The 20,735-nt window shown below is 63.0% G+C and carries 21 protein-coding genes and 1 other RNA gene; 10 read left to right on the plus strand and 12 right to left on the minus strand.

Annotated features, from left to right (window positions below; translation table 11 throughout):
* The first annotated feature begins 82 nt into the window (after positions 1–82).
* The 3 genes from FJ425_RS15090 to FJ425_RS15100 all read left to right on the plus strand — a co-directional run bounded on the left by FJ425_RS15090 (position 83) and on the right by FJ425_RS15100 (position 2,136).
* Entirely contained in the window at positions 83–1,027 is a 945-nt protein-coding gene (locus FJ425_RS15090; RefSeq protein ID WP_140724552.1) for a methyltransferase domain-containing protein, read from the plus strand.
* Positions 1,028–1,162: 135 nt separating this feature from the next.
* Positions 1,163–1,537, plus strand: a complete 375-nt coding sequence (locus tag FJ425_RS15095) for a hypothetical protein (RefSeq protein ID WP_140724555.1) — start codon at positions 1,163–1,165, stop codon at positions 1,535–1,537.
* Positions 1,538–1,605: 68 nt separating this feature from the next.
* Positions 1,606–2,136: an AAA family ATPase gene (locus tag FJ425_RS15100; protein ID WP_140724558.1), complete on the plus strand. Its 531-nt coding sequence runs from the start codon at positions 1,606–1,608 to the stop codon at positions 2,134–2,136.
* Here the strand turns inward: FJ425_RS15100 and FJ425_RS15105 are convergent.
* From FJ425_RS15105 to FJ425_RS15135, 7 genes are all read right to left on the minus strand, one after another.
* Positions 2,133–3,074, minus strand: a complete 942-nt coding sequence (locus FJ425_RS15105; RefSeq protein WP_140724561.1) for a glyoxylate/hydroxypyruvate reductase A — start codon at positions 3,072–3,074, stop codon at positions 2,133–2,135. The genes FJ425_RS15100 and FJ425_RS15105 overlap by 4 nt on opposite strands.
* 40 nt (positions 3,075–3,114) lie before the next feature.
* Positions 3,115–4,743: an ABC transporter ATP-binding protein gene (locus FJ425_RS15110; protein ID WP_140724565.1), complete on the minus strand. Its 1,629-nt coding sequence runs from the start codon at positions 4,741–4,743 to the stop codon at positions 3,115–3,117.
* Entirely contained in the window at positions 4,740–5,879 is a 1,140-nt protein-coding gene (locus FJ425_RS15115) for an ABC transporter permease (RefSeq protein ID WP_140545612.1), read from the minus strand. Before FJ425_RS15115 ends, FJ425_RS15110 begins: the two co-directional genes overlap by 4 nt.
* Entirely contained in the window at positions 5,879–6,973 is a 1,095-nt protein-coding gene (locus FJ425_RS15120) for a microcin C ABC transporter permease YejB (protein ID WP_140645383.1), read from the minus strand. The genes FJ425_RS15115 and FJ425_RS15120 overlap by 1 nt, the downstream gene beginning before the upstream one ends.
* 30 nt (positions 6,974–7,003) lie before the next feature.
* Entirely contained in the window at positions 7,004–8,881 is a 1,878-nt protein-coding gene (locus tag FJ425_RS15125; RefSeq protein WP_140724568.1) for an extracellular solute-binding protein, read from the minus strand.
* Positions 8,881–10,761, minus strand: a complete 1,881-nt coding sequence (locus tag FJ425_RS15130; RefSeq protein WP_140629338.1) for an extracellular solute-binding protein — start codon at positions 10,759–10,761, stop codon at positions 8,881–8,883. The genes FJ425_RS15125 and FJ425_RS15130 overlap by 1 nt, the downstream gene beginning before the upstream one ends.
* Positions 10,762–11,019: 258 nt before the next feature.
* A complete protein-coding gene (locus tag FJ425_RS15135) occupies positions 11,020–11,709 on the minus strand; it encodes a cytochrome c family protein (protein ID WP_140629341.1) in 690 nt (229 codons plus the stop codon).
* A gap of 192 nt (positions 11,710–11,901) precedes the next feature.
* On the opposite strand from FJ425_RS15135, the gene FJ425_RS15140 reads away from it, so the two are divergent.
* Complete coding sequence (locus FJ425_RS15140) at positions 11,902–12,630, plus strand: 3-deoxy-manno-octulosonate cytidylyltransferase (RefSeq protein WP_140629344.1); 729 nt, start codon at positions 11,902–11,904, stop codon at positions 12,628–12,630.
* Between the two features lie 9 nt (positions 12,631–12,639).
* Positions 12,640–13,503 carry a prephenate dehydratase gene (locus FJ425_RS15145; RefSeq protein WP_140629346.1) on the plus strand — a complete coding sequence of 288 codons (864 nt, stop codon included), beginning with the start codon at positions 12,640–12,642 and terminating at the stop codon, positions 13,501–13,503.
* Between the two features lie 51 nt (positions 13,504–13,554).
* Here FJ425_RS15145 and FJ425_RS15150 read toward each other — a convergent pair whose 3' ends face one another.
* The 5 genes from FJ425_RS15150 to FJ425_RS15170 all read right to left on the minus strand — a co-directional run bounded on the left by FJ425_RS15150 (position 13,555) and on the right by FJ425_RS15170 (position 16,114).
* On the minus strand, positions 13,555–13,980 hold the full coding sequence (locus tag FJ425_RS15150) for a type II toxin-antitoxin system VapC family toxin (protein ID WP_140545605.1): 426 nt from the start codon (positions 13,978–13,980) through the stop codon (positions 13,555–13,557).
* Positions 13,980–14,231, minus strand: coding sequence for a type II toxin-antitoxin system Phd/YefM family antitoxin (locus FJ425_RS15155; protein ID WP_140629348.1), 252 nt, complete (start codon positions 14,229–14,231; stop codon positions 13,980–13,982). The genes FJ425_RS15150 and FJ425_RS15155 overlap by 1 nt, the downstream gene beginning before the upstream one ends.
* A 161-nt stretch (positions 14,232–14,392) precedes the next feature.
* Entirely contained in the window at positions 14,393–14,698 is a 306-nt protein-coding gene (locus tag FJ425_RS15160) for a Dabb family protein (RefSeq protein ID WP_140545603.1), read from the minus strand.
* Between the two features lie 10 nt (positions 14,699–14,708).
* On the minus strand, positions 14,709–15,650 hold the full coding sequence (gene nudC / locus FJ425_RS15165; protein ID WP_140629350.1) for an NAD(+) diphosphatase: 942 nt from the start codon (positions 15,648–15,650) through the stop codon (positions 14,709–14,711).
* Between the two features lie 44 nt (positions 15,651–15,694).
* A complete protein-coding gene (locus FJ425_RS15170; protein ID WP_140629353.1) occupies positions 15,695–16,114 on the minus strand; it encodes an HIT family protein in 420 nt (139 codons plus the stop codon).
* A 182-nt stretch (positions 16,115–16,296) separates the two neighbouring features.
* Here FJ425_RS15170 and ffs point away from each other — a divergent pair.
* The 5 genes from ffs (at position 16,297) to recR (ending at position 20,674) form a co-directional block, all read left to right on the plus strand.
* Positions 16,297–16,393, plus strand: an RNA gene (ffs, locus tag FJ425_RS15175) — signal recognition particle sRNA small type.
* 106 nt (positions 16,394–16,499) lie between these two features.
* On the plus strand, positions 16,500–18,317 hold the full coding sequence (locus tag FJ425_RS15180) for a DNA polymerase III subunit gamma/tau (protein WP_140629355.1): 1,818 nt from the start codon (positions 16,500–16,502) through the stop codon (positions 18,315–18,317).
* Positions 18,318–18,339: 22 nt separating this feature from the next.
* Positions 18,340–18,663 carry a YbaB/EbfC family nucleoid-associated protein gene (locus FJ425_RS15185; RefSeq protein ID WP_095765991.1) on the plus strand — a complete coding sequence of 108 codons (324 nt, stop codon included), beginning with the start codon at positions 18,340–18,342 and terminating at the stop codon, positions 18,661–18,663.
* Between the two features lie 217 nt (positions 18,664–18,880).
* Complete coding sequence (locus FJ425_RS15190; protein ID WP_140629357.1) at positions 18,881–19,867, plus strand: cell wall hydrolase; 987 nt, start codon at positions 18,881–18,883, stop codon at positions 19,865–19,867.
* A gap of 201 nt (positions 19,868–20,068) precedes the next feature.
* Positions 20,069–20,674, plus strand: coding sequence for a recombination mediator RecR (gene recR / locus FJ425_RS15195; protein ID WP_140545598.1), 606 nt, complete (start codon positions 20,069–20,071; stop codon positions 20,672–20,674).
* The last annotated feature ends 61 nt before the right edge of the window (positions 20,675–20,735 follow it).

Consider the following 20,735-nt stretch of genomic DNA (forward strand, 5'->3'; position numbering starts at 1 on the left):
TCGGGAAGCCTGTTGCAAGAGACTGCTGACTCGTCCTACAGCCCCTTGCCGGCTCCGCCTCGCCGGTGGGATTCTTCAAAAGATGAAACCGTTCCAGGCCTCGTCGGGCGATTTGAACGCCGACCGTCGCGCCGATTTCGCCGAGATGCTGCTCGCCTCGGGCGAGCCGGCGCAGGCGGCCGAGCTTCTGCTTGGCGCGCTGGAGCTGGCGCCGCAATGGGCGGCCGGCTGGTTTCGCCTCGGCGAGATGCAGGAAGCTGCCGGCCTGCTCGACCAAGCCGCGCGAGCCTGGGTGATGGCGCTGAAGCTGGAGCCCGCGGATCGCCTTGGCGCGGCGCTCAAGCTCGAGCTTATCGGCAAGGCGCCGGCCGCCGCGGCGCCACCCAGCGCCTTTGTCGAGACGTTGTTCGATCACTATGCCGACAGTTTCGAGGACTCGCTTGTCGGCAAGCTCGGCTACGGGCTGCCGGATTTTCTCGGGCGCGCCATCGGCAAGGCAAGGCCCGGCCGGTTTGGGCTGGCCCTCGACCTCGGCTGCGGCACCGGCCTGATGGGCGAGAGGCTGCGCCCTTTCGCCGACCGGCTGGAGGGCTACGACATCTCGGCCGGCATGCTGAACAAGGCGAAGGCCAAGGGTATCTACGACCGGCTCGCCAAGGTCGACCTCCAGCATTTCTCTTGCACAGGCGCCAAGGCCGACCTCGTGGTCGCGGCCGACGTGTTCATCTATCTGGGCGCGCTCGAACGCATCGTTGGCGCGGTTGCGAACATGCTTGCCGATGGCGGCCTGTTCGCCTTTTCGCTCGAGACGCTTGCCGGTGGCGGCGATTTCGCCCTTTTGCCGTCGCGGCGCTATGCCCATTCCGAGGCCTATGCGTGGCGCGTGCTTCGCGCCAACGGGCTTGCGGTCCTGTCGCTGGAAAGCGTGGTTATCCGGCACGACCGGCGGGATCCCGTCGAAGGCCTGGCCATCGTGGCTGGGTTTCTCGCTGCAGCCGCCGAGGTGGGAAATCCGGCAACGGCATGAGGTCGACCTTGCTGCGAAAAAGCCTGAATGGCATGGTCCGGGTTGCGCGGGGCGGATACCGAGTCTTTTGTTTTGCGCAATTCCGGACGGAAAACCACGACGCACTTTTCCTGGAATTGCCCTAGGGAGATATCCATGCGCTGGACCATGGTTGCGTTGGCGTCTTGCCTGACGGTCGCCGGCTGTGTCGGCGGCACGTCGATGGCCGAGCGTCAGGACGAGGATGTCCAATCCTCATTGCAATATGACGATGTGCCTTGCGATCAGTTGCTGGCGCAGCGCAATCAACTGGCGCGGCAGAACAATCTGCCCGTCACGGCCAAGCCGGGCTTCTCCAATCCGGCGATGGGCTTCGGCCCGTTCATGCCGGATGTGCGCTCCAAGGCGCAGCGCGCCAGCAACAAGGCGAGCGGCGAGATCGACGCCATGAACCGCTCGATCGAACGTCGCGACTGCGGCAAGCCGAAGAAGAAGGAGACGCTCGGGCTGCCCGGCTCGAAGCCTTCCTGAGTATCCAATATTCTGTTTAACGCTCGGCTGGACCGACGAGCGTTTGATCGCGCTTGAGAGACCGCCCGATGAACCTCTCAGACCTCGGCGACCGCATCTGCATCCTGGGCCCGTCCAACAGCGGCAAGTCCACCCTTGCCGACGCTATAGCGCGCAAGCGCGGCCTGGAAGCCGTTCACCTCGATCAGCTCTTTCATCTGCCCAATACGGATTGGGAGCAGCGTCCGAGGGCCGAATTCATTGCCTTGCATGATGCCGCGATAGCCGGCGAGGGCTGGGTGATGGACGGGAACTATTCGGTTTGCATGCCGCAGCGCCTTCGGCGTGCGACAGGCTTGATTCTGCTGGATATCTCCACGGCCGCGAGTCTTCTGCGCTATTTCAGGCGAACACTGTTCGAAAAGGACAGGCTCGGCGCTCTGGAAGGCGGGCGCGACAGCATCAAATGGGACATGATCCACCACATCGCGGTCACCACGCCGCGAAACCGCAGGAAATACCGGGCGATGTTCGACGCGCTCGATCTGCCGAAGCTGCAGCTGTCTTCGCTGCGGGCGATCAAGCAGCGCTTCCGCGACTGGGGTTTGTCTATTGACTAATACCCGGCCTTGCGGTCGACGAGGTTCTCGAGCCTCTCGCCGCGCTCGAAGGCGGCCATCTGGCGAAGCATGATCGGCACCAGATGCGCCGGGTCCGACGTCGCCGCCGCATGCGGCGTGACGAACACTTTCGGATGGCTCCATAATGGACTGGTCTTCGGCAGCGGTTCGACCTCGAATACATCGAGGCTCGCTTCCTTCAGCGTGCCGTCGTCCAGCGCGCGCAAAATGTCGGCGTCCTTCTGCAGCCGTCCGCGCCCGGCATTGATCAGCACCGCGCCGCCAAGCCCGTTGCGCCGGCGCAATTCCTTGAGCAGTCCGTAATTGACGATGCCCTGGGTCTGCGGCGTGAGCGGCAAGAGCACGACGAGGATGTCAGTGGCATTGAGGAAGGGGATCAGCCCCGCCTCGCCGGCATAGGTCGAAACGCCCGTCATCGGCCGCTCGCTGCGCGACCATCCGTTGACGGCGAAGCCGAGAGACAACAACGCCGAAGCCGCGGCGCGGCCAAGACTGCCAAGCCCCATGATGCCGACGGAGACATCGCCGGCCACCCGTTGCGGCGGCTCGTGCCAGATCTTCTTGTGCTGCTGGGCCCGGTAAAGCGAGGCCTGGCGATGGTGGTCGAGCACGCGCCAGACAACATATTCGACCATGTGCTGGGTAAGATTGTCGGCGACGATCTTGACGATCGGAACGTCGGGCAGGCCGGGATCGGCAAAGACATGGTCGACACCGGCGCCGATCGAAAAGATGGCGCGCAGATTGGGCAGCGATTTGAGAAGGTTGGGCTTCTGCTTCCACACCACCGCATAGGTGATCGACGGATCGTCGGCGCCGTTCGGCTCCAGCACGACCTCGCGCTCGGCCGAGAGCAGCTCATGCCAGCGCTGCGGGTGGATGCCGGTGAGGGCAAGCAGGATTTTGCCTTTTTCCATTCTCGGATTTTTCTTCCCTGTTTCGCCGATGCGGAACCGGCTACTCGCTGACCACGCCGGTCGGTGCGGTCTCGATCTTGAAGGCCGCTGCCATCAGCGCTCGCGTATAGTCGGTTTGCGGGCTGCTGAAAATCTGCTCGGAAGGTCCCGCCTCGACGATCCGGCCATTGCGCATGACGATGACGTCATTGGCAAGGGCGCGGACGACCTTAAGGTCGTGGCTGATGAAGAGATAAGCGAGATTGTGCTTGGCCTGCAGGCTGCGCAAAAGGTCGACCACCTGCGCCTGCACGCTCATGTCGAGCGCGGAGGTCGGCTCGTCGAGCATGACGAAGCGCGGGTTGAGCACCATGGCGCGGGCGATGGCGACGCGCTGGCGCTGGCCCCCGGAAAACTCGTGCGGATAGCGGTGGCGCGTTTCGGGATCAAGGCCGACCTCCTTCAGCACGGCGACCACCTTGTCGTCGCGCTGGTCGGCCGAGAGTTTCGGCTCGTGGATCTTCAATCCTTCCTCGATGATTTCGGAGACCGACAGGCGCGGGCTGAGCGATCCGAACGGATCCTGGAAGACGATCTGCAATTCGCGCCGCAGCGGCCGCATGGCGCCGAAGGAGAGCTGGTTGATGTCGCGTCCGTTGAAATTGATCGTGCCGGTCGAGGAGATCATCCGGGCGAGCGCCAGGCCCAGCGTCGTCTTGCCCGAGCCGGATTCGCCGACGACGCCAAGGGTCTGGCCGGCCCGCACCGTGACGTCGATGCCGTCCACGGCCTTCACATGGTCGACCGTGGTCCGGAAGAAGCCTTTCTTGATCGGGAACCAGACCTTGACGTCCTTGCCGGTCATGACGGATTTGGCGCCCGGGTCGGTTGTGGGCGGCTTTCCCTTCGGCTCGGCCGCGAGCAGATGCTTTGTATAGTCATGCCGCGGATTGGCGAAGATTTCCCTGGTCGGGCCGCTCTCCACGATCTTGCCCTTCGTCATGACGCAGACGCGGTCGGCGATCCTGCGCACGATGCCCAGATCATGCGTGATGAACAGGAGCGACATGCCCTTGCGGGCTTTGAGCTCCGCCAGCAGTTCCAGAATCTGCGCCTGCACTGTGACGTCGAGCGCGGTCGTCGGCTCGTCGGCGATCAAAAGCTCCGGCTCGTTGGCCAAGGCCATGGCGATCATGACGCGCTGGCGCTGGCCGCCGGAGAGCTGGTGCGGATAGGCGTCGAGGCGTTTCTGCGGATCGCGGATGCCGACCTCGGTGAGTAGTTCCAGCGTGCGGGCGCGCGCCGGGGCGTCGCGCAGGCCCTGATGCAGTTGCAGCACCTCGACGATCTGCTGCTCGATCGTGTGCAGCGGGTTGAGCGAGGTCATCGGCTCCTGGAAGATCATGGTGATCTTGTTGCCGCGCACCCCGCGCAACGCCTTCTCGTCCATGGCGAGCAAGTTGGCCCCGCTGAACAGGATCCTGCCCGACGGATGGCTGGCGGCCGGATAGGGCAGGAGCTTCAGCACCGACAGCGCCGAGACCGATTTGCCCGAGCCGGATTCGCCCACCAGGGCGAGCGTCTCGCCCTTGGCGATGTCGAATGAGATGTGATCGACGGCCACGGACTGGTTGCCGCCTTGCGCGAAGGCGACGCTCAGGTCTTGGACGGAAAGGAGGGCTTGGCTCATTTGAACGTCTTGCGCGGATCGAAGGCATCGCGCGTCGCCTCGCCGATGAAGACCAGCAGGGACAGCATCAGCGAGATCACGATGAAGCCGGAGATGCCGAGCCAGGGGGCGTTGAGGTTTCGCTGCGCCTGCTTCAGCAATTCGCCGAGCGAGGCCGAGCCCGGCGGCAGGCCGAAGCCGAGATAGTCGAGCGAGGTCAGCGTCGAGATGGAACCGGAGAGCAGGAAGGGCAGGAAGGTCAGCGTCGCCACCATGGCGTTCGGCAGCAGGTGGCGGAACATGATGGTGAGGTTTGGCACGCCCAGCGCGCGCGCCGCGTTGACATATTCGAAGTTGCGGGCGCGTAGGAATTCGGCCCGCACCACGCCGACCAGCGCCACCCATGAAAACAGCAGCATCAGGCCGAGCAGGATGAAGAAGCCGGGCGGCAGGATGGCCGAGATGATGAGCAGCAGATAGAGCACCGGGATCGCCGACCAGATCTCGATGAAACGCTGGAAGAGAAGGTCGGTCCAACCGCCGAAATAGCCTTGCACCGCGCCGGCCGCGACGCCGATCAGCGATGACCCGAGCGTCAGGATCAGGCCGAACAGAACCGAGATGCGGAAGCCGTAGAGCACGCGCGCCAGCACGTCGCGGGCCTGGTCGTCCGTGCCCAGCCAGTTCCAGTTGCCGACGGTGCAGTTGGCGTCGGCCTCGCCTTGCGGATACTGGCTGCAGCGCGTCTTCTTGTCGTAAAGCCAGGACGGCTTTGCCGGCGCCGGTTCCGGAATGGCGTTGTTGACCGTCTGGTAGGAGTAGCGGACCGGCGGCCAGATCATCCAGCCGTTGGAATTGATCTCGTCCTGGATCACCGGATCGCGATAGTCGGTGACGGCGTAGAAACCGCCGAACTTCTCCTCCGGATAGGCGACCAGAACCGGAAACAGGATCTCGCCCTTGTAGGAGGCGACGATCGGCTTGTCGTTGGCGATCAGCTCGGAAAACAGCGACAGCACGAACAGCAACAGGAAGATCCAGAGCGACCAGTAGCCGCGCCGGTTGGCCTTGAAATTCTGCAACCGCCGCTGGTTGAGCGGCGACAGAAATGGCCTGCGAGGCCGCGTCGGCGCGCTTTCGATCGCGGCCTCGGCCATCAGATGTCTCTCCGCTCGAAGTCGATGCGCGGATCGACCCAGGTGTAGATCAGATCGGACAGAAGACCGACAAACAGGCCAAGCAGCGAGAAGATGTAAAGCGTGGCGAACACCACCGGATAGTCGCGGTCGATCACCGACTTGAAGCCGAGCAGGCCGAGGCCGTCGAGCGAGAAGATGTTCTCGATCAGCAGCGAGCCGGTGAAGAAGGCCGAGATGAAGGCGCCGGGAAAACCGGCGATGACGATCAGCATGGCATTGCGGAAGACGTGGCCGTAGAGCACCTTGTGCTCCGACAGCCCCTTGGCGCGCGCCGTCACCACATATTGCTTGCGGATTTCTTCGAGGAAGGAGTTCTTGGTGAGCAGGGTGGTCGTCGCGAAAGCCGACAGCACGAGCGCCGTCAGCGGTAGCGTCATGTGCCAGAAATAATCGGCGATCTTGCCCGGCCAGGACAGCTGATCCCAATTGTCCGAAACGATGCCGCGCAGCGGAAACCAGTCCCAGAACGAACCGCCTGCGAACAGCACCATGAGCATGATGCCGAACAGGAAGCCGGGAATGGCGTAGCCGACGATGACGACGCCGCTGGTCCACACGTCGAACGTCGAGCCGTCCTTCACCGCCTTGCGGATGCCGAGCGGGATCGAGATCAGGTACGACAGAAGCGTGATCCATAGGCCGATGGAGATGGAGACTGGCATCTTCTCCAGGATCAGGTTCAGCACCGAGATATCGCGGAAATAGCTGTCGCCGAAATCGAAGCGGCTATAGTTCCACAGCATCATGCCGAAGCGCTCGAGCGGCGGCTTGTCAAAGCCGAACTGCTTTTCCAGCTTCTTGATGAATTCGGGATCGAGCCCTTGCGCGCCGCGATATTTCGAGCCGACATCGCCGGCCACGTCGAAATTGCCGCCGCCGGCGTCGCCGCCACCGCTGCCGAGGCGGTCGTTGCCGCCCTGGTTGGTCAGCCGGGCGATCACCTGCTCGACCGGGCCGCCCGGCGCGAACTGGATGACCGCGAAGGAGATCGCCATGATGCCGAACAGCGTCGGGATCATCAGAAGAATGCGGCGCAGGATATAGGCGCCCATCAGGCGACGGGCCCCGCACGAACAGTGATGTCAGGCTTTGCCAATTTTTGCCGCCTTGCCCTTGTCGAACCACCACAGCGCCTCGACCGGAAAGCCGAAATCGGGTTTCTGTTCCGGAAAACCGAACATGTCCCAATAGGCGCTTCGGTGATTCGCCAGATACCAACTTGGAATCCAATCGCGCCGCGCACGCAAGGCCCGGTCCAACGCGCGCATGGCGGTGGTCAGGCTTTCACGATCCTTGGCGGCGCCGACGGCATCGATCAACGCATCGACTGCGGGGCTTGCAACGCCCGACAGGTTGCGCGAGCCCGATACGGCGGCGCTGCGCGAGTGAAAGAAAATTTCCAGATCGTCGCGGGTCGGCGTGGCGCTGAAATTGAAGGCGGCCGAGAGCAGGTCGAAATCGAATGTCGATTGCCTGAGCTGGTACTGCGCCGAATCCACCAGGCGGATCGAGGCATCGATGCCGATGGCCTTCATGTTGGCGACCCAGGGCGAATAGACCTGCACGAAGGTCTCGTCGTCGACCAGGAATTCGGCGGCCAGCCGCCCGCCCTTGTCGTTGACCACGAAGTCGCCGGAGCGTTTCCAGCCGGCCTGAGCGAGCAATTTCAGTGCCGCGCTCAGTTGCTTGCGGTCCCGCCCGGACCCGTCCGACGGCGGTTGCGTCACCGCTTCGCCGAATGTCTCCGCCGGCAGCTGGTCGCGCAGCGGCTCGAGCAGCGCCAGTTCCTGCGGCGTCGGCGTGCCCGCGGCGCGGAAGTCGGATTTCTCGAAGCAGGATTGCGAACGCTCATAGGAACCATAAAAGAAGTTGCGCCGTGTCCATTCGAAATCGAAGCAGAGCGCGATCGCTTGCCGCACGCGTGGATCCTTGAACTGCTCACGCCGCTGGTTGACCGCGGTGGCCTGCATGGAAGGCGTGGTTTCAGCCGGGAACTCATGCTTGATCACCTTGCCGGCGGTGAAGGCCGGAAAATCGTAGGCCGTCGCCCAGACGCGCGACGTGAATTCCTCGCGGTAGAGGATCTCGCCCTTCTTGAAGGCCTCGAACCCGGCCGTGCGATCCTGGTAGAATTCGATGCGGATGCGCCCGAAATTGTTCAGGCCGCGGTTGACCGGCAGGTCGTTGCCCCAATAGTCGGTCACCCGCTCATATTCAATCCAGGCGCCCGCCGACCAACGCCCGACCTTGTAGGCGCTTGAGCCGAGCGGTGGATTGAGCTGCGAGGAATCGAACGGGTTGGCCGTAAAGAAGGCCTTCGAAAGGATAGGGAATCCGACGACGTTGAGGATGGTGCGGGCCGACTGCTTGCCGGAGAATTTGAGCTCGACCGTGTGGGTGTCCCTCGCCACGGCATCTTCCAGATGCGTCAGTGACAACGCGTAATCCGGATGCCCTTTGTCTTTCAGGAGCTTGAAGGTGAAGGCAACATCGTCGGCGGTGAGCGGCGTGCCGTCATGGAAGCGCGCCTGCGGGCGCAGCGAGAAGGTGAAGGTGTTGCGGTCGTCGGAAATCGTGACACCGTCGGCGATCAGTCCATAGACCGTGTCCGGCTCGTCGAGCGCCCGCACCATCAAGGAATCGAAGCACATTTCCATGCGCTGCGGGGAATCGCCCTTGGGGACGAATGAATTCAGTGTGTTGAAGGTCTGCGGGCTCTGGTTGGCGCCCCAGTTGGGCGGCGAGAAGTTGAAGGTGCCGCCTTGCGGCGCATCGACATTGACATAGTCAAAATGCGTGAAGTCGGGCTTGTATTTCAGGTCGCCGAAGGCCGACAGGCCATGCAGCTTGACGCCGGTCGGGGTGTCGGCAAAGGCTCGGCCGGGCAGCAACGCGGCGGCCGTGGCTGCGGCACTGAGCGCCAGGAAGTCGCGGCGAGGAAGCAAAGTCCGCCGCTCCATCAATTGAGGCCCTTGTACTTGGCAGCCAGCGCCTTTTCTTTTGCCGTGTCGATCCACCAGGAATCGATATCGGCGCCCCGGTAGCTGGGCTGCTTATCCGGCATGCCGAATTTGTTCCAGTAGGCGAGCCAAACCACCGCGCGGTAGTATTGCGGCACGGTATAGTAATTCCACAGCAGCACCCGATCGAGCGCGTGGGTAGTGGCGACGAGATCATCGCGGTCGGTTGCGAAGATGATGCGGTCAACCAGCGCGTCGATGACCGGGTTCTTGATGCCGGCATAGTTGCGCGATCCCGGCGTATCCGCCGCCTTCGAGCTCCAGAAGTCGCGCTGCTCGTTCCCAGGCGATCCGGATTGCTGGAGTATGCTGGTGACGACGTCGTAATCGAAAATGTTGACGCGGTTGATGTACTGCGTCTGGTCGATGATCCGCAGCGTCGCATCGACGCCGATCTTGCGCAGATTGGCTATCCAGGGGCTAGCGATGACCTGGTCGGTGTCGTTCCAGCCGAGGATCTCGAATTTGAAGGGCGCGCCGGTCTTGGCGTTCACCATTTTGCCGCCCTTGATCACCCAGCCAGCTTGGGCGAACAGGTCGACCGCCTGCTTCAGATATTTCCGTTCCGCCTGCGGCGAATCGTAGACCGGCAGCTTGAACTCTTGCGTGAACAACTCGGGCGGGAGCTTGTCGCGGTATTTTTCCAGGATTTCCAGCTCCTTGCCCTGCGGCAGTCCGCTCGACGCCAACTCCGTGCCCTGGAAATAGCTATGGGTGCGCGTGTTCGAATTGTAGAACAGCGTGCGGTTCATCGTTTCGAAGTCGAAGGGATAGGTCAGCGCGGCACGTACCAGCCGGTCCTGGAACAGCGGCCGTCGTTGGTTGAGCACGAAAGCCTGCATCGGCTCGGGTGACGTCGTCTTGAATTCCTTCTTGACCACGTCGCCGGCGCTGACCGCCGGGAAGTTGTAGGCCGTCGCCCAGCGCCGCGAGCTGTTTTCCGGCTTGATGTCGTCGAGCCCGCCCTTGGTGAAGGCCTGCCAGGAGGCGTTGTCGTCGAGGATATAGGTGAAGCGTTGGGTATCGAAATTCTCGCGGCCCATCTTCACAGGCAGCTTGGCGCCCCAATAATCGGGCACGCGCTGCCAGACGATCTCGGTTCCCGGCTTGAAGCTGGCGATCTTGTAGGCGGCAGAGCCCAGCGGCGGCTCCAGCGTCGGTCTGGTGATGTCGCGCTTCTTGCCGCTGGCATCGGTGCCTTCCCACCAGTGCTTCGGCAGCACGACGAGGTCGCCGATGATCTTGGGCAATTCGCGGTTGCCCTTCTGGTTGAAATGGAACTCAACCTCACGGTTCGAGACCGCGACCGCCTCGGTCACGTTCTCAAAATAGCGGTTGTACATAGGGCTGTTTGTCTTGAGCACCTGGAACGACCAGACCACGTCGTCGACGGTGATAGGCTGGCCGTCATGCCATTTCGCGTGAGGGTTGAGCCGGTAAGTGACCGACGAATAGTCCGACGGGTATTTATAGGCCTCCGCGATCAGCGCGTGGTAAGTGTCGCCCTCGTCGGTAGCCTGCTCCATCAGCGTGTCGTAAAGCAGGCCGCCGCCGAACTGCGCGAAGCCGGAGGCCGGCGATCCTTGCACGATGTAGGGATTGAAGCTGTCGAAGGTGCCGGTAACCACGGAGTTGTAGGTCCCGCCCTTTGGTGCATCCGGATTGACGTAGTCGTAGCGCTGGAAATTGTCGCCGTATTTTGAAGGTCCGACCAGCGAGGAGGTCGTGTGCCATTCATCGGCGAAGCCGGCCTGCAGGCTGGCGGCGAAGGCGAAAGCGAGCGCCGATGCGAAAAGCGTGCGGAAGCGGCCAACCTTCATGCGTTCTCCTCGTCGCGAACTCCAGAGCGGTTCATCGTTTCCCGGAAACGACAACCGCCCTATCGCTTTGTTTCGACGCAATTCCGCACGGAAAACCCGGTTCCCGCTGTCCTGGAATTGCGCTGCCCACCCGCAATCTAGATCATTTGACGCGGGTGGAAACCGCAAGTGCCGCCTTTGTCGCGGTCCATGCAGCTTTCCTAACAGAAAAGCCGGGACGAACCCGGCTTTTCCAAGGAAGTCTCTATGACAAATTGTTTATTGAGCGGGCGCGGCGGGCTTGGCCGGAGCGGTTCCCTCGGCCGGCTTGGCCGGCGCAGCACCTTCCGCGGGCTTCGCGGGTGCGGCACCTTCCGCCGGGTTGGCGCCTTCGGCGGGCTTAGCTTCTGCCGAAGCACCCGGCTGCGGCAGCGGCTTCGGATTGTCCGACAGCGTGCGCAGATACGCGATCACATTGGCGCGGTCTTCATCCTTCGGCAGGCCGGCGAAGCCCATCGCCGTGCCCTTCACGAACTTCTTCGGCGACGTGATGAAGTGGTTGAGATTGTCGTACGTCCAGTGCTCCTGGCCGCCCTTGGAGAAATCCTTCATGCCGGCCGAATAGGCGAAGCCCTCATGCTCGGCGACGGGACGGTCGACGATGTCCCAAAGATCCGGACCGACCTTGTTCGGGCCGCCCTTCTCGCCGGAATGGCAGGCCTGGCATTTCTTGAAGATCGCGGCGCCCGCCTCTGCATTGGCGGTGGCGAGCAGGTCGGCGATCGGCTTGGCTTCCGCCGCGGGAGCAGCCGGACCGCCTTCGGTCGGTTCCTGCGCTTCGATGGCGAAGCCGGGCTTTTCGGGTGTCGGCGAGGCGAACAGCCCGTCCGAGACGAGGCCTATGGAAAAGACGATGAAGCAGGTTCCAAGAAATCCGCCGAGCAGCTTGTTGACTTCGTTGGAATCCATGCGCCCCTTGCTCCCTTTTCCGGCGGACCGTCCCGTCCACTCCGTCCGTCGGTATCGCGAACTGCCCCGAAAGGCCAGTCAAACCGCGCGGAAACTAGGTCTTTTGCTCTGGCGTTGCAACACCTATAAGGGCGCTTCCAGTGAGACCTTTTGCCACTTTCCATCCGCTTTTTTCGGCCGCCCTGAAATCCGATGTCAACCTTGATCCTGATCCCCGCCCGCATGGCCTCGACGCGCCTGCCGGGCAAGCCGCTGGCCGATATTGCGGGCGTGCCGATGATCGTCCATGTCGCCCGGCGCGGAGCCGAGGCCGGGCTTGGCCGCGTGGTCGTGGCGACCGACACGGAAGCGGTCGCGCAGGCCGTCCGGGCGCATGGTTTCGAGGCTGTCATGACCCGCACGGATCACGAATCGGGCTCCGACCGCATCTTCGAGGCGCTGACGGCCCTCGACCCCGAAAAGCAGGTGGAAACGATCGTCAACGTCCAGGGCGACCTGCCGACCATCGACCCCGAGATCATCGGCGCGTCGCTGCGGCCGTTTGAGGACAAATCGGTCGATATCGCCACGCTCGGCGTCGAGATCGTGCGCGACGAGGAAAAGACCAATCCCAATGTCGTCAAGATCGTCGGCTCGCCGCTGTCGTCGACACGGCTGAAAGCGCTCTATTTCACCCGCGCCACCGCGCCCTGGGGCGAGGGGCCGCTCTACCATCATATCGGCCTCTATGCCTATCGCCGCGCCGCGCTGGAACGCTTCGTCGCGCTGAAGCCGTCGCCGCTGGAGCGTCGCGAGCGGCTGGAGCAGCTGCGTGCGCTGGAAGCCGGCATGCGCATCGACGTCGAGATCGTCCATTCCGTGCCGCTCGGCGTCGATACGCCGCATGATCTCGAGCGGGCAAGACAGATCCTTTCAAATTGAGATATCGGCATGGCTGACAAGACCAACAGAATTTCCTTTCAGGGCGAGCCCGGCGCCAATTCCGACACGGCCTGCCGCAACATGTTCCCGTCGATGGAGCCGTTGCCGTGCCCGACCTTCGAGGATGCCTTCAACGCGGTCGAGACTGGCAAGGCCGAGCTCGCCATGATTCCGATCGAGAACACGATCGCCGGCCGCGTCGCCGACATCCACCACCTCTTGCCGGAATCGAAGCTACACATCGTCGGCGAATATTTCCTGCCGATCCACTTCCAGCTGATGGTGCTGCCGGGCGTGAAGCGCGACGAGATCAAGACCGTCCACAGCCATATCCACGCGCTCGGCCAGTGCCGCAAATATATCCGCAAGAACGGCTGGAAGCCGGTGATCGCGGGCGACACGGCGGGTTCGGCCAAGATGATATCGGAGGTGAAGGACCGCACCATGGCCTCGCTGGCGCCGGCTCTAGCGGCCGAGCTCTATGGGCTCGACATCATCGAGAAGAATGTCGAGGACACCGATTCCAACGTCACCCGCTTCGTCGTGCTGACCAAGAACAAGCAATGGGTGGAGCGCCCCGCGCCAGACGCCAAGATGATGACCACCTTCATCTTCCGTGTCCGCAACGTCCCGGCCGCGCTCTATAAGGCTATGGGCGGCTTCGCCACCAACGGCATCAACATGACCAAGCTCGAGAGCTACCAGCTAGGGGCCTTCACCGCGACGCTGTTCTACGCCGACATCGAGGGCCATCCGGACGACCCGCTGGTCAAGCTGGCGCTCGACGAGCTGCGCTTCTTCTCGCGCGAGATGCGCATCCTCGGCGTCTATCCGGCCAGCGCCTCGCGCGAGCAGTGGAAGGTAGCGGATTAAGGCGTGTCCCCCTGTCGGGGCAAAGACATGCACGAAACGATGAGTTGAGGCCTACGCTTGGTCGTCCCATGGATTTACCAGCGTTACTCCCATTCCCTCGAAATCGCCAATGTTGCGCGTCACCAGCGTCATCCGCTGGGTGAAGGCCGTGGCCGCGATATAGGCGTCATTGATCGGTTTGGGATTGGGCACATGCCATTGTGCCGCCTGAACGGCGGCTGCCTCGTCCAGCGGCAGGATTCGACCGGAGAATGTTGTGAGAACCGCATTTTCCAACCAATTGCGCAATGCTTTGCCAGCAACGGCATCATGGCGTTCCACCAGTCTTACGCCAATCTCCAGCTCGTGCAGAACCACGGCCGAAATGAAGGTTTCGGCAGGATCGACGGTTTCGTTCCAGAGCACGACATTGGGATGCGCCCTTCCGCTCGATACTTTTCGCAATTCGGATACGACATTGGTATCGAGCAACAGCATTAGGAAAGGTCTACCGGCTGGGCGCGTTCCGTGCGAGGCGGCAGCGGCAGGTCAAAGTCACCTGCCCCCGGGGCAGCCAGCATGTCACCGAGCGACCGCGTTTTGCCGGTGAGCCGCTTATATTCATCGAACGACATGAGGACATGCACTGGCCGCCCTCTGTCGGTGATGATCACCGGACCGTTCTTGGCAGCGCGTTTTGCGCGGCCAAGATCCTGATTGAGTTCGCGACCCGAAAGGGTGGTGATCATATCAATTTCGCCAGATGTGGTTACGTAACCACATCTAATGCGTTTGAGCAGAAATTGCAAGGTGGACGAACGGATGGCAAACCCATCGCAAGTGCGTGATTGGTTGTGTCCCGTGCTAGAGGAGTGCGCCAGGCGGCTCACCTTGTTTACCACGGCTGCGCTTAGATTACCGCACTCAATGGCACGTAGTCGATCTCCATGAACTTCTCGACCTCGGGCACCCAGCGGTCGCGCACGAACGCGACATGGTCGGGATGCTCGTTGTAGCGCGTGTAGGCCGCCTGGTCGGCGAATTCCATCGAGAAGCCGAACTGGTAGTCGTTCTTCGGGCTCACCTGCCGCAACTGCTCGAAATGCGAGACGCCCTTGATCCCGGTCAGGATCTTCTTCGCATCGTGCAGGAAGCGCTTTGTCTCCAGCGATTGCGGCGGATGTTTCAGCGTGAACACGACGGTATGGCGGATCATGTCTCGTCTCCTATTCGCTGTCGACCCAGGCGCGGATGAGGTGATGGGCGATTGCCCCTTTCGGCGGTGTAATCAGGCCGTCGGCATGCTGCCTGTCCAGCATGGTGCGCACCTCGTCGCGGAAGAACCAGCGGCAATCCTCAAGCTCGTTGAGGTCGGCCTGGATATCCTCGTTGAGCGGCTCGCCGAAGCAGCCGATCATCAGCGAATAAGGGAACGGCCAAGGTTGGCTGGCATGGTAGACGACGCGGCCGAGCCGGATGCCGGCCTCTTCGAGGGTCTCGCGCCGTACCGCCGCCTCGATTGTCTCGCCCGGCTCGATGAAGCCGGCAAGTGCCGAATACATGCCGGGCGCGAAATGCTTGCCTCGCCCCAGGATGCATTTTTCGCGCGTCGCCGTCAGCATGATTGCCACCGGGTCGGTGCGCGGGAAATGGTCGGTGCCGCAGGCAGGGCAATGGCGCCGGTAGCCGCCGGCGCGCATCTCCGAGCGGCTGCCGCATTTCGAGCAGAAGGCATGGCTTACGTGCCAGGCAAGCAGCGCCGCGCCTTGCGCCAGCGCGCCGGCCGCCGCCTCGTCGACCAGCCCTTGCATATAGACGGAACGATAGTCGATCGCCTTGATCGTCCCGGGCAGCTTTTCCGGCTCGATGCCGGCGGGCACGGCCAGCACCGGCCCGCTGTCGGAGAAGCCGAGCAGCACGCCGCGATCGAGTGCGGCTTCGAAAGCTCCACTCTCATCCGTCCTGAACCAGGGGTCGAACGTGCCGTCCTCGAGCTTGAGATAGAGCCGGCCGGCATGCATCAACATCAGTCGCGCGGCCTGGTCGGCCAGCGCTTTTTCGACCGCATCATCGGCGCGGTTCTCGGACTGCCGATCGATCCGGTTGCCGGCGAAACCGACGAATTGGCTGGGCTCGCGCAAGGGCGCGTCGAACAGGCGAAAGCTCATGGAGACTCGGGTGGGCTCGATGTGCGGAATGGACACTGGTCAGCTTATAGCGCCGCCTTGATCGTTTCAGCAAACCGCCTGATGTCGGAGCGCTGGTAAGGCTCGCGTATGCCATAGCCCCAGACCGGCCCCGGCCAGCCGGGATCGCCCTCCGAGCGGGCGACGACGTGGACATGCAGCTGACGCACGATATTGCCTAAGGCGCCGGTGTTGATCTTGGTGCATCCGGTCACCCGCTTCAGCGCCTGCGCCACCATATTGGTCTCGAAGGTCAGCATCGCCTGGTCGAGCGGCGTCAGGTCGTGAATTTCCTCCACGCCCGGCCGCTGCGGCACCAGAACCAGCCATGGCCAGCGGCGGTCGTTCATCAGCCTGAGCTCGCAAAGGCCAAGCCACATAAGCTGCTCGCTGTCCGCCTCCAGCCGGGCGTCCAGCGTGAATCCGGCCTCGAGGCCCGGCAGCATGAGCGTTTCCTTCGCTTTGTTGTAAGCATTTTCCAAACCAGGAACGCTAGAGCGGCGGCAGGGTGGCTGCAAGGGATTCATTGACCCCCATTATCGATTTGAAGGACTTTCCGCCTTCGATGCGGTTGCGGGTTCCGGCTCGGCCCTTGCATTTCGCTGCCGAATTGCCGATATGGAGCGCGGGAGGTTGGTGGTGGACGATCCACTCGCCAACCGGGTCAGGTCCGGAAGGAAGCAGCCCTAACGAGCCCGGAACGGGTCATTGTTCCAGCCTCCCACCTCTTCGCCTTTCTCCCGCGACATTGACGGCGCCAAGCCGTGCGGGTGAGACTATGCGCAGGAATCGGCCGCCTTCCGTCGCGGTCCTGGGAGCTTTTGACGGCGAATGAGCGAAGCCGGAAATTTGGGGCCACAAAGCCTGGAGACTGGCAAGGCCGCTGCTTATCGCGTCCTGGCGCGCAAATATCGCCCTTCGAATTTCTCCGAGCTGATCGGCCAGGAGCCGATGGTTCGCACGCTGACCAACGCCTTTGCCACCGGCCGCATCGCCCAGGCCTGGATGCTGACCGGCGTGCGCGGTGTCGGCAAGACGACGACCGCGCGCATCCTGGCGCGGGCCCTGAACTACAAAACCGCGACCGTCGACCAGCCCTCCGTCGACCTTTCGATCCTCGGCGAGCATTGCCAGGCGATCATGGAAGGCCGCCATGTCGACGTCATCGAGATGGACGCCGCCTCCCATACCGGCATCGATGACATCAGGGACATCATCGACCGCGTGCGCTACGCGCCGGTCTCGGCGCGCTACAAGGTCTACATCATCGACGAAGTGCACATGCTCTCCAACCAGGCCTTCAACGGCCTGCTGAAGACGCTGGAAGAGCCGCCGCCGCACGTCAAATTCATCTTCGCCACCACCGAGATACGCAAGGTTCCGATCACGGTCCTGTCGCGTTGCCAGCGCTTCGATCTCCGTCGCATCGATGCCGGCGCGCTTGTCGGGCATCTGTCCTCGATCGCGGCCAAGGAAGGCATTACCGTCGACGACGAGGCCCTGGCAATGATCGCGCGGGCCGCCGAAGGCTCGGCGCGCGATTCGCTCTCCATCCTCGACCAGGCGATCGCCCATGGCAGCGGCACGGTCAGCGCCGAGGCGGTGCGAGCCATGCTCGGCCTTGCCGACCGCGCCCGCATCATCGATCTGTTCGAGCACGTCATGAAGGGCGATGTCGCGGCGGCCTTGGCCGAATTCCGCGCGCAATACGACACCGGCGCCGATCCGGCCGCCGTGCTTACCGATCTTGCCGAGTTCAACCACCTCGTCACCCGGCTGCGCTTCGTGCCGGCGGCAGCCGACGATGCTTCGCTTTCCGAGGACGAGCGCCGGCGCGGCGCCGAATTCGCCTGCACGCTTTCGGTGCGCGTGCTGTCGCGGGCCTGGCAGATGCTGCTCAAGGGTATTCCCGAGGTGCAGTCCTCCAACCGCCCGGTCAGCGCCGGCGAGATGGTGTTGATCCGCCTGGCGCATGCCGCCGACCTGCCGACGCTGGACGAGGCGCTGAAATCGCTGGAAGGCGCGGCCCCGCAGTCGAATGCCGCGCCGCGCGTCAACGGAGCACCCGCGGGGCCCGGCAATGGCGGCGGCGCAAGCGCCGTGGCGCAGGCGCGGATGCCAGCTTCCCCCGGCGGCGCGCAGACGATGCGGCTGGTCGAGGCGCAGCCTGTGCCGGAGACCTTCGTTCCTGCGCCGGAGCCGGTCGCCGAGGCGCCTGTCGTTCCGGTGAAGACACTGGCCGACATCGTTGCGCTGGCCGACGCCAATCGCGACATGGCCTTCAAGGTGCTGCTCAAACGCTGCGTGCGGCCGGTTCGCATCGAGCCCGGCCGGCTCGACGTCACCTTGACCGACGACGCGCCCAAGATGCTGCTCAACGACCTCACCGCCAAGCTGCGCGCCTGGACCGGCCGCAACTGGCTTGTGTCGCTGTCGAAGGAGGAGGGCGGCCAGACATTGGCCGAGATGGAGACGACGAAGCGCGAGAACGCCTTCTCCGACGCCAAGAGCGATCCCACCGTCGCGGCCATTCTCGCCCGTTTTCCTGGCGCCAAGATCATTGACGTGCGCATCCCGGACGTGCCGGACGTGGAAGAGGCCGAGGCCGACCTGCCGGTCGAGCCGGCGGCCGATGACGACGAGACCTGAAACATTTTTAGAGGACCAACCGATGAAAGATCTTCTCGGCCTGATGGGCAAGGCGAAGGAAATGCAGGCCAAGTTCCAGGCCATGCAGGACGAGATCGCCACGCTTGAAGCCACCGGCCAGGCCGGCGGCGGTCTGGTCAGCATCACTCTGACCGGCAAGTTCGAAATGAAGACGCTGAAGATCGATCCGTCTTTGATCAAGGCGGACGAAGCAGAGATCCTGGAGGACCTCATTCTGGCCGCCCACAATGACGCCAAAAATAAGGTCGAGCAGATCATGCAGGAGAAGACCAAGGCGTTGACGGCGGGTCTGCCGATTCCGCCCGGAATGAAATTGCCGTTCTGAGGCGGTGTCCGCCAGTTAATTGATTATGAATGGAAATTGAGTCCTGGCTGCAATATTAACTATTTTGCCGGCAATGCTCACGGGCACATTTCGCGGCATTCATAAAGTTTTACCCAAGTCCAGAAGTTGCTAACCCTCTAGCCATCTTTTTGCCTGAAAGAGTCTCATTCTTGCCACATCTCGGGGCGGGCTGGCATCTGGACATGAGGCTTTTTTGGTGATCGCGACGCGATGGAAGACGCCGCTGCTGCTTATCGGCATCGTCACTTCCCCCTTGCTCCTGGCCGGTTGCAGCCAGACCACTTCCTCCCATGGCATGTCGGTGTCGGGTCTGACCGATGCCCTTACGCCGAGCTTCCTCACGCGTTCCTCCGGCCACTCGCTGAAGGACAAGGAATGCTTGCAAAGGGCAATGTTCTTCGAGTCCAACAGGTCGAGCCGCGACGGCATGATCGCGGTCGGCACGGTCGTCATGAACCGGCTTCGCTCGGGCCAGCACGGCAACACCATCTGTCAGGTTGTCGGCGAGCCGGGCCAGTTTGCTCCGGGCGTCATGACTCGGCCGATGAACTCGAAGGCCCTGCCGGATGTCGAGGAGGCGGCCGATGCGGTGCTGAGGGGCGAACGCAAGGCCAAGCTCAAGAACACGATGTATTTCCACACCGCCGGCCTGCGTTTCCCCTACAAGAACATGCATTACACCATGGTTGCCGGCGGCAACGCCTTCTATGAGAAGCGCGGCCGCAACTGGCAGCCGCTGCCGGACGAGCCGATGGTCGCCATGAACGTGGGCGACCAGCAGAAGTCTGGCCGGCAGCAGCCCGCGGCCGCCGCTCCGGTGCTCGTGGCTTCCGCCGAGCCGATCGTCAGGACGATCGTCCGTCCGGACCCGGCGAAGCAGGCCGTCTTGGCTGCGGCCGCGCGGACCGAAGACGCTTCCGCCGAACAGACCTATGTAACGGCTTCCGTTGCACCTTCTGCCAAGTCCGGCCGTCTGGCGCAGAAGCCGACGGTCGTGGCGATGCAGGAGCCGATGGCCGAGCCGGACGCCTCGCGTTTCGGCGGCACGCTCAAGGGCCGCTACGTCTCTTCGGTGCCCAGCGCGCCGCAGGAAGCGTCGATGGGCTTCCAGTCGACGCCCGAGAATACCGACGCCATCGGCGCGATGATCGCCAGCCAGGATCGGCCGCTCGAAACCAACTAAGCCCGATTTCATCCAATACAGGGCCCGCCATGGCAGCATGGCGGGCCCTGTGCCCTTGCTGGCTGTTCCAAACCGCTCTGAAAAATCCTGGATCAGTCCACCGTTTCAAGAAGCGGCGAACCGATCCATCTTTTTGCTTGCGCGCAATTCCGGACGGAAAACCGCTTCGCACTTTTCCTGGAATTGCTCTAGATCAAGGCGATGTCGAAGAGAATCGCCGGTCCGGAAATCGAACGCCTGATCCAACTCTTGGCCAAGGTGCCGGGGCTAGGGCCGCGCTCGGCCAGGCGCGCAGCGCTTCATCTCATCAAGAAGAAGGAACAGCTGCTCGAGCCCCTGGCTGCCGCCATGAGCGAAGCGGTCGAGAAGGTGCGCATCTGCTCGACCTGCGGCAATGTCGATACTGCCGATCCTTGCATGATCTGCACCGACCCACGCCGCGACGCCGGCACGCTGATCGTCGTCGAAGACGTCTCGGACCTTTGGGCGCTGGAGCGCGCGGCGGCGATGAACGTGCGCTACCACGTGCTCGGCGGCACGCTGTCGCCGCTCGACGGTATCGGTCCGGATCAGCTCAACATCCGCTCGCTGGTCGACCGCGTTGCCGGCGGCGAGGTGAAGGAAGTCATCCTCGCCGTCAATGCCACCGTCGAGGGGCAGACGACCGCGCATTATTTGACCGATCAGTTGTCGGGCTTCGATGTGAAGGTGACGCGGCTCGCGCATGGCGTGCCGGTCGGCGGCGAGCTCGATTACCTGGACGAAGGCACGCTGGCCGCGGCGCTGCGATCGAGGACGGCGTTTTGAAGTTGGCGGGGCTTTGGAAATGACAGCATTCCTTCGCGCCCCCCTCTGTCCTGCCGGACAT

Source organism: Mesorhizobium sp. B2-7-2 (assembly GCF_006440775.1).
GTDB lineage: Bacteria > Pseudomonadota > Alphaproteobacteria > Rhizobiales > Rhizobiaceae > Mesorhizobium.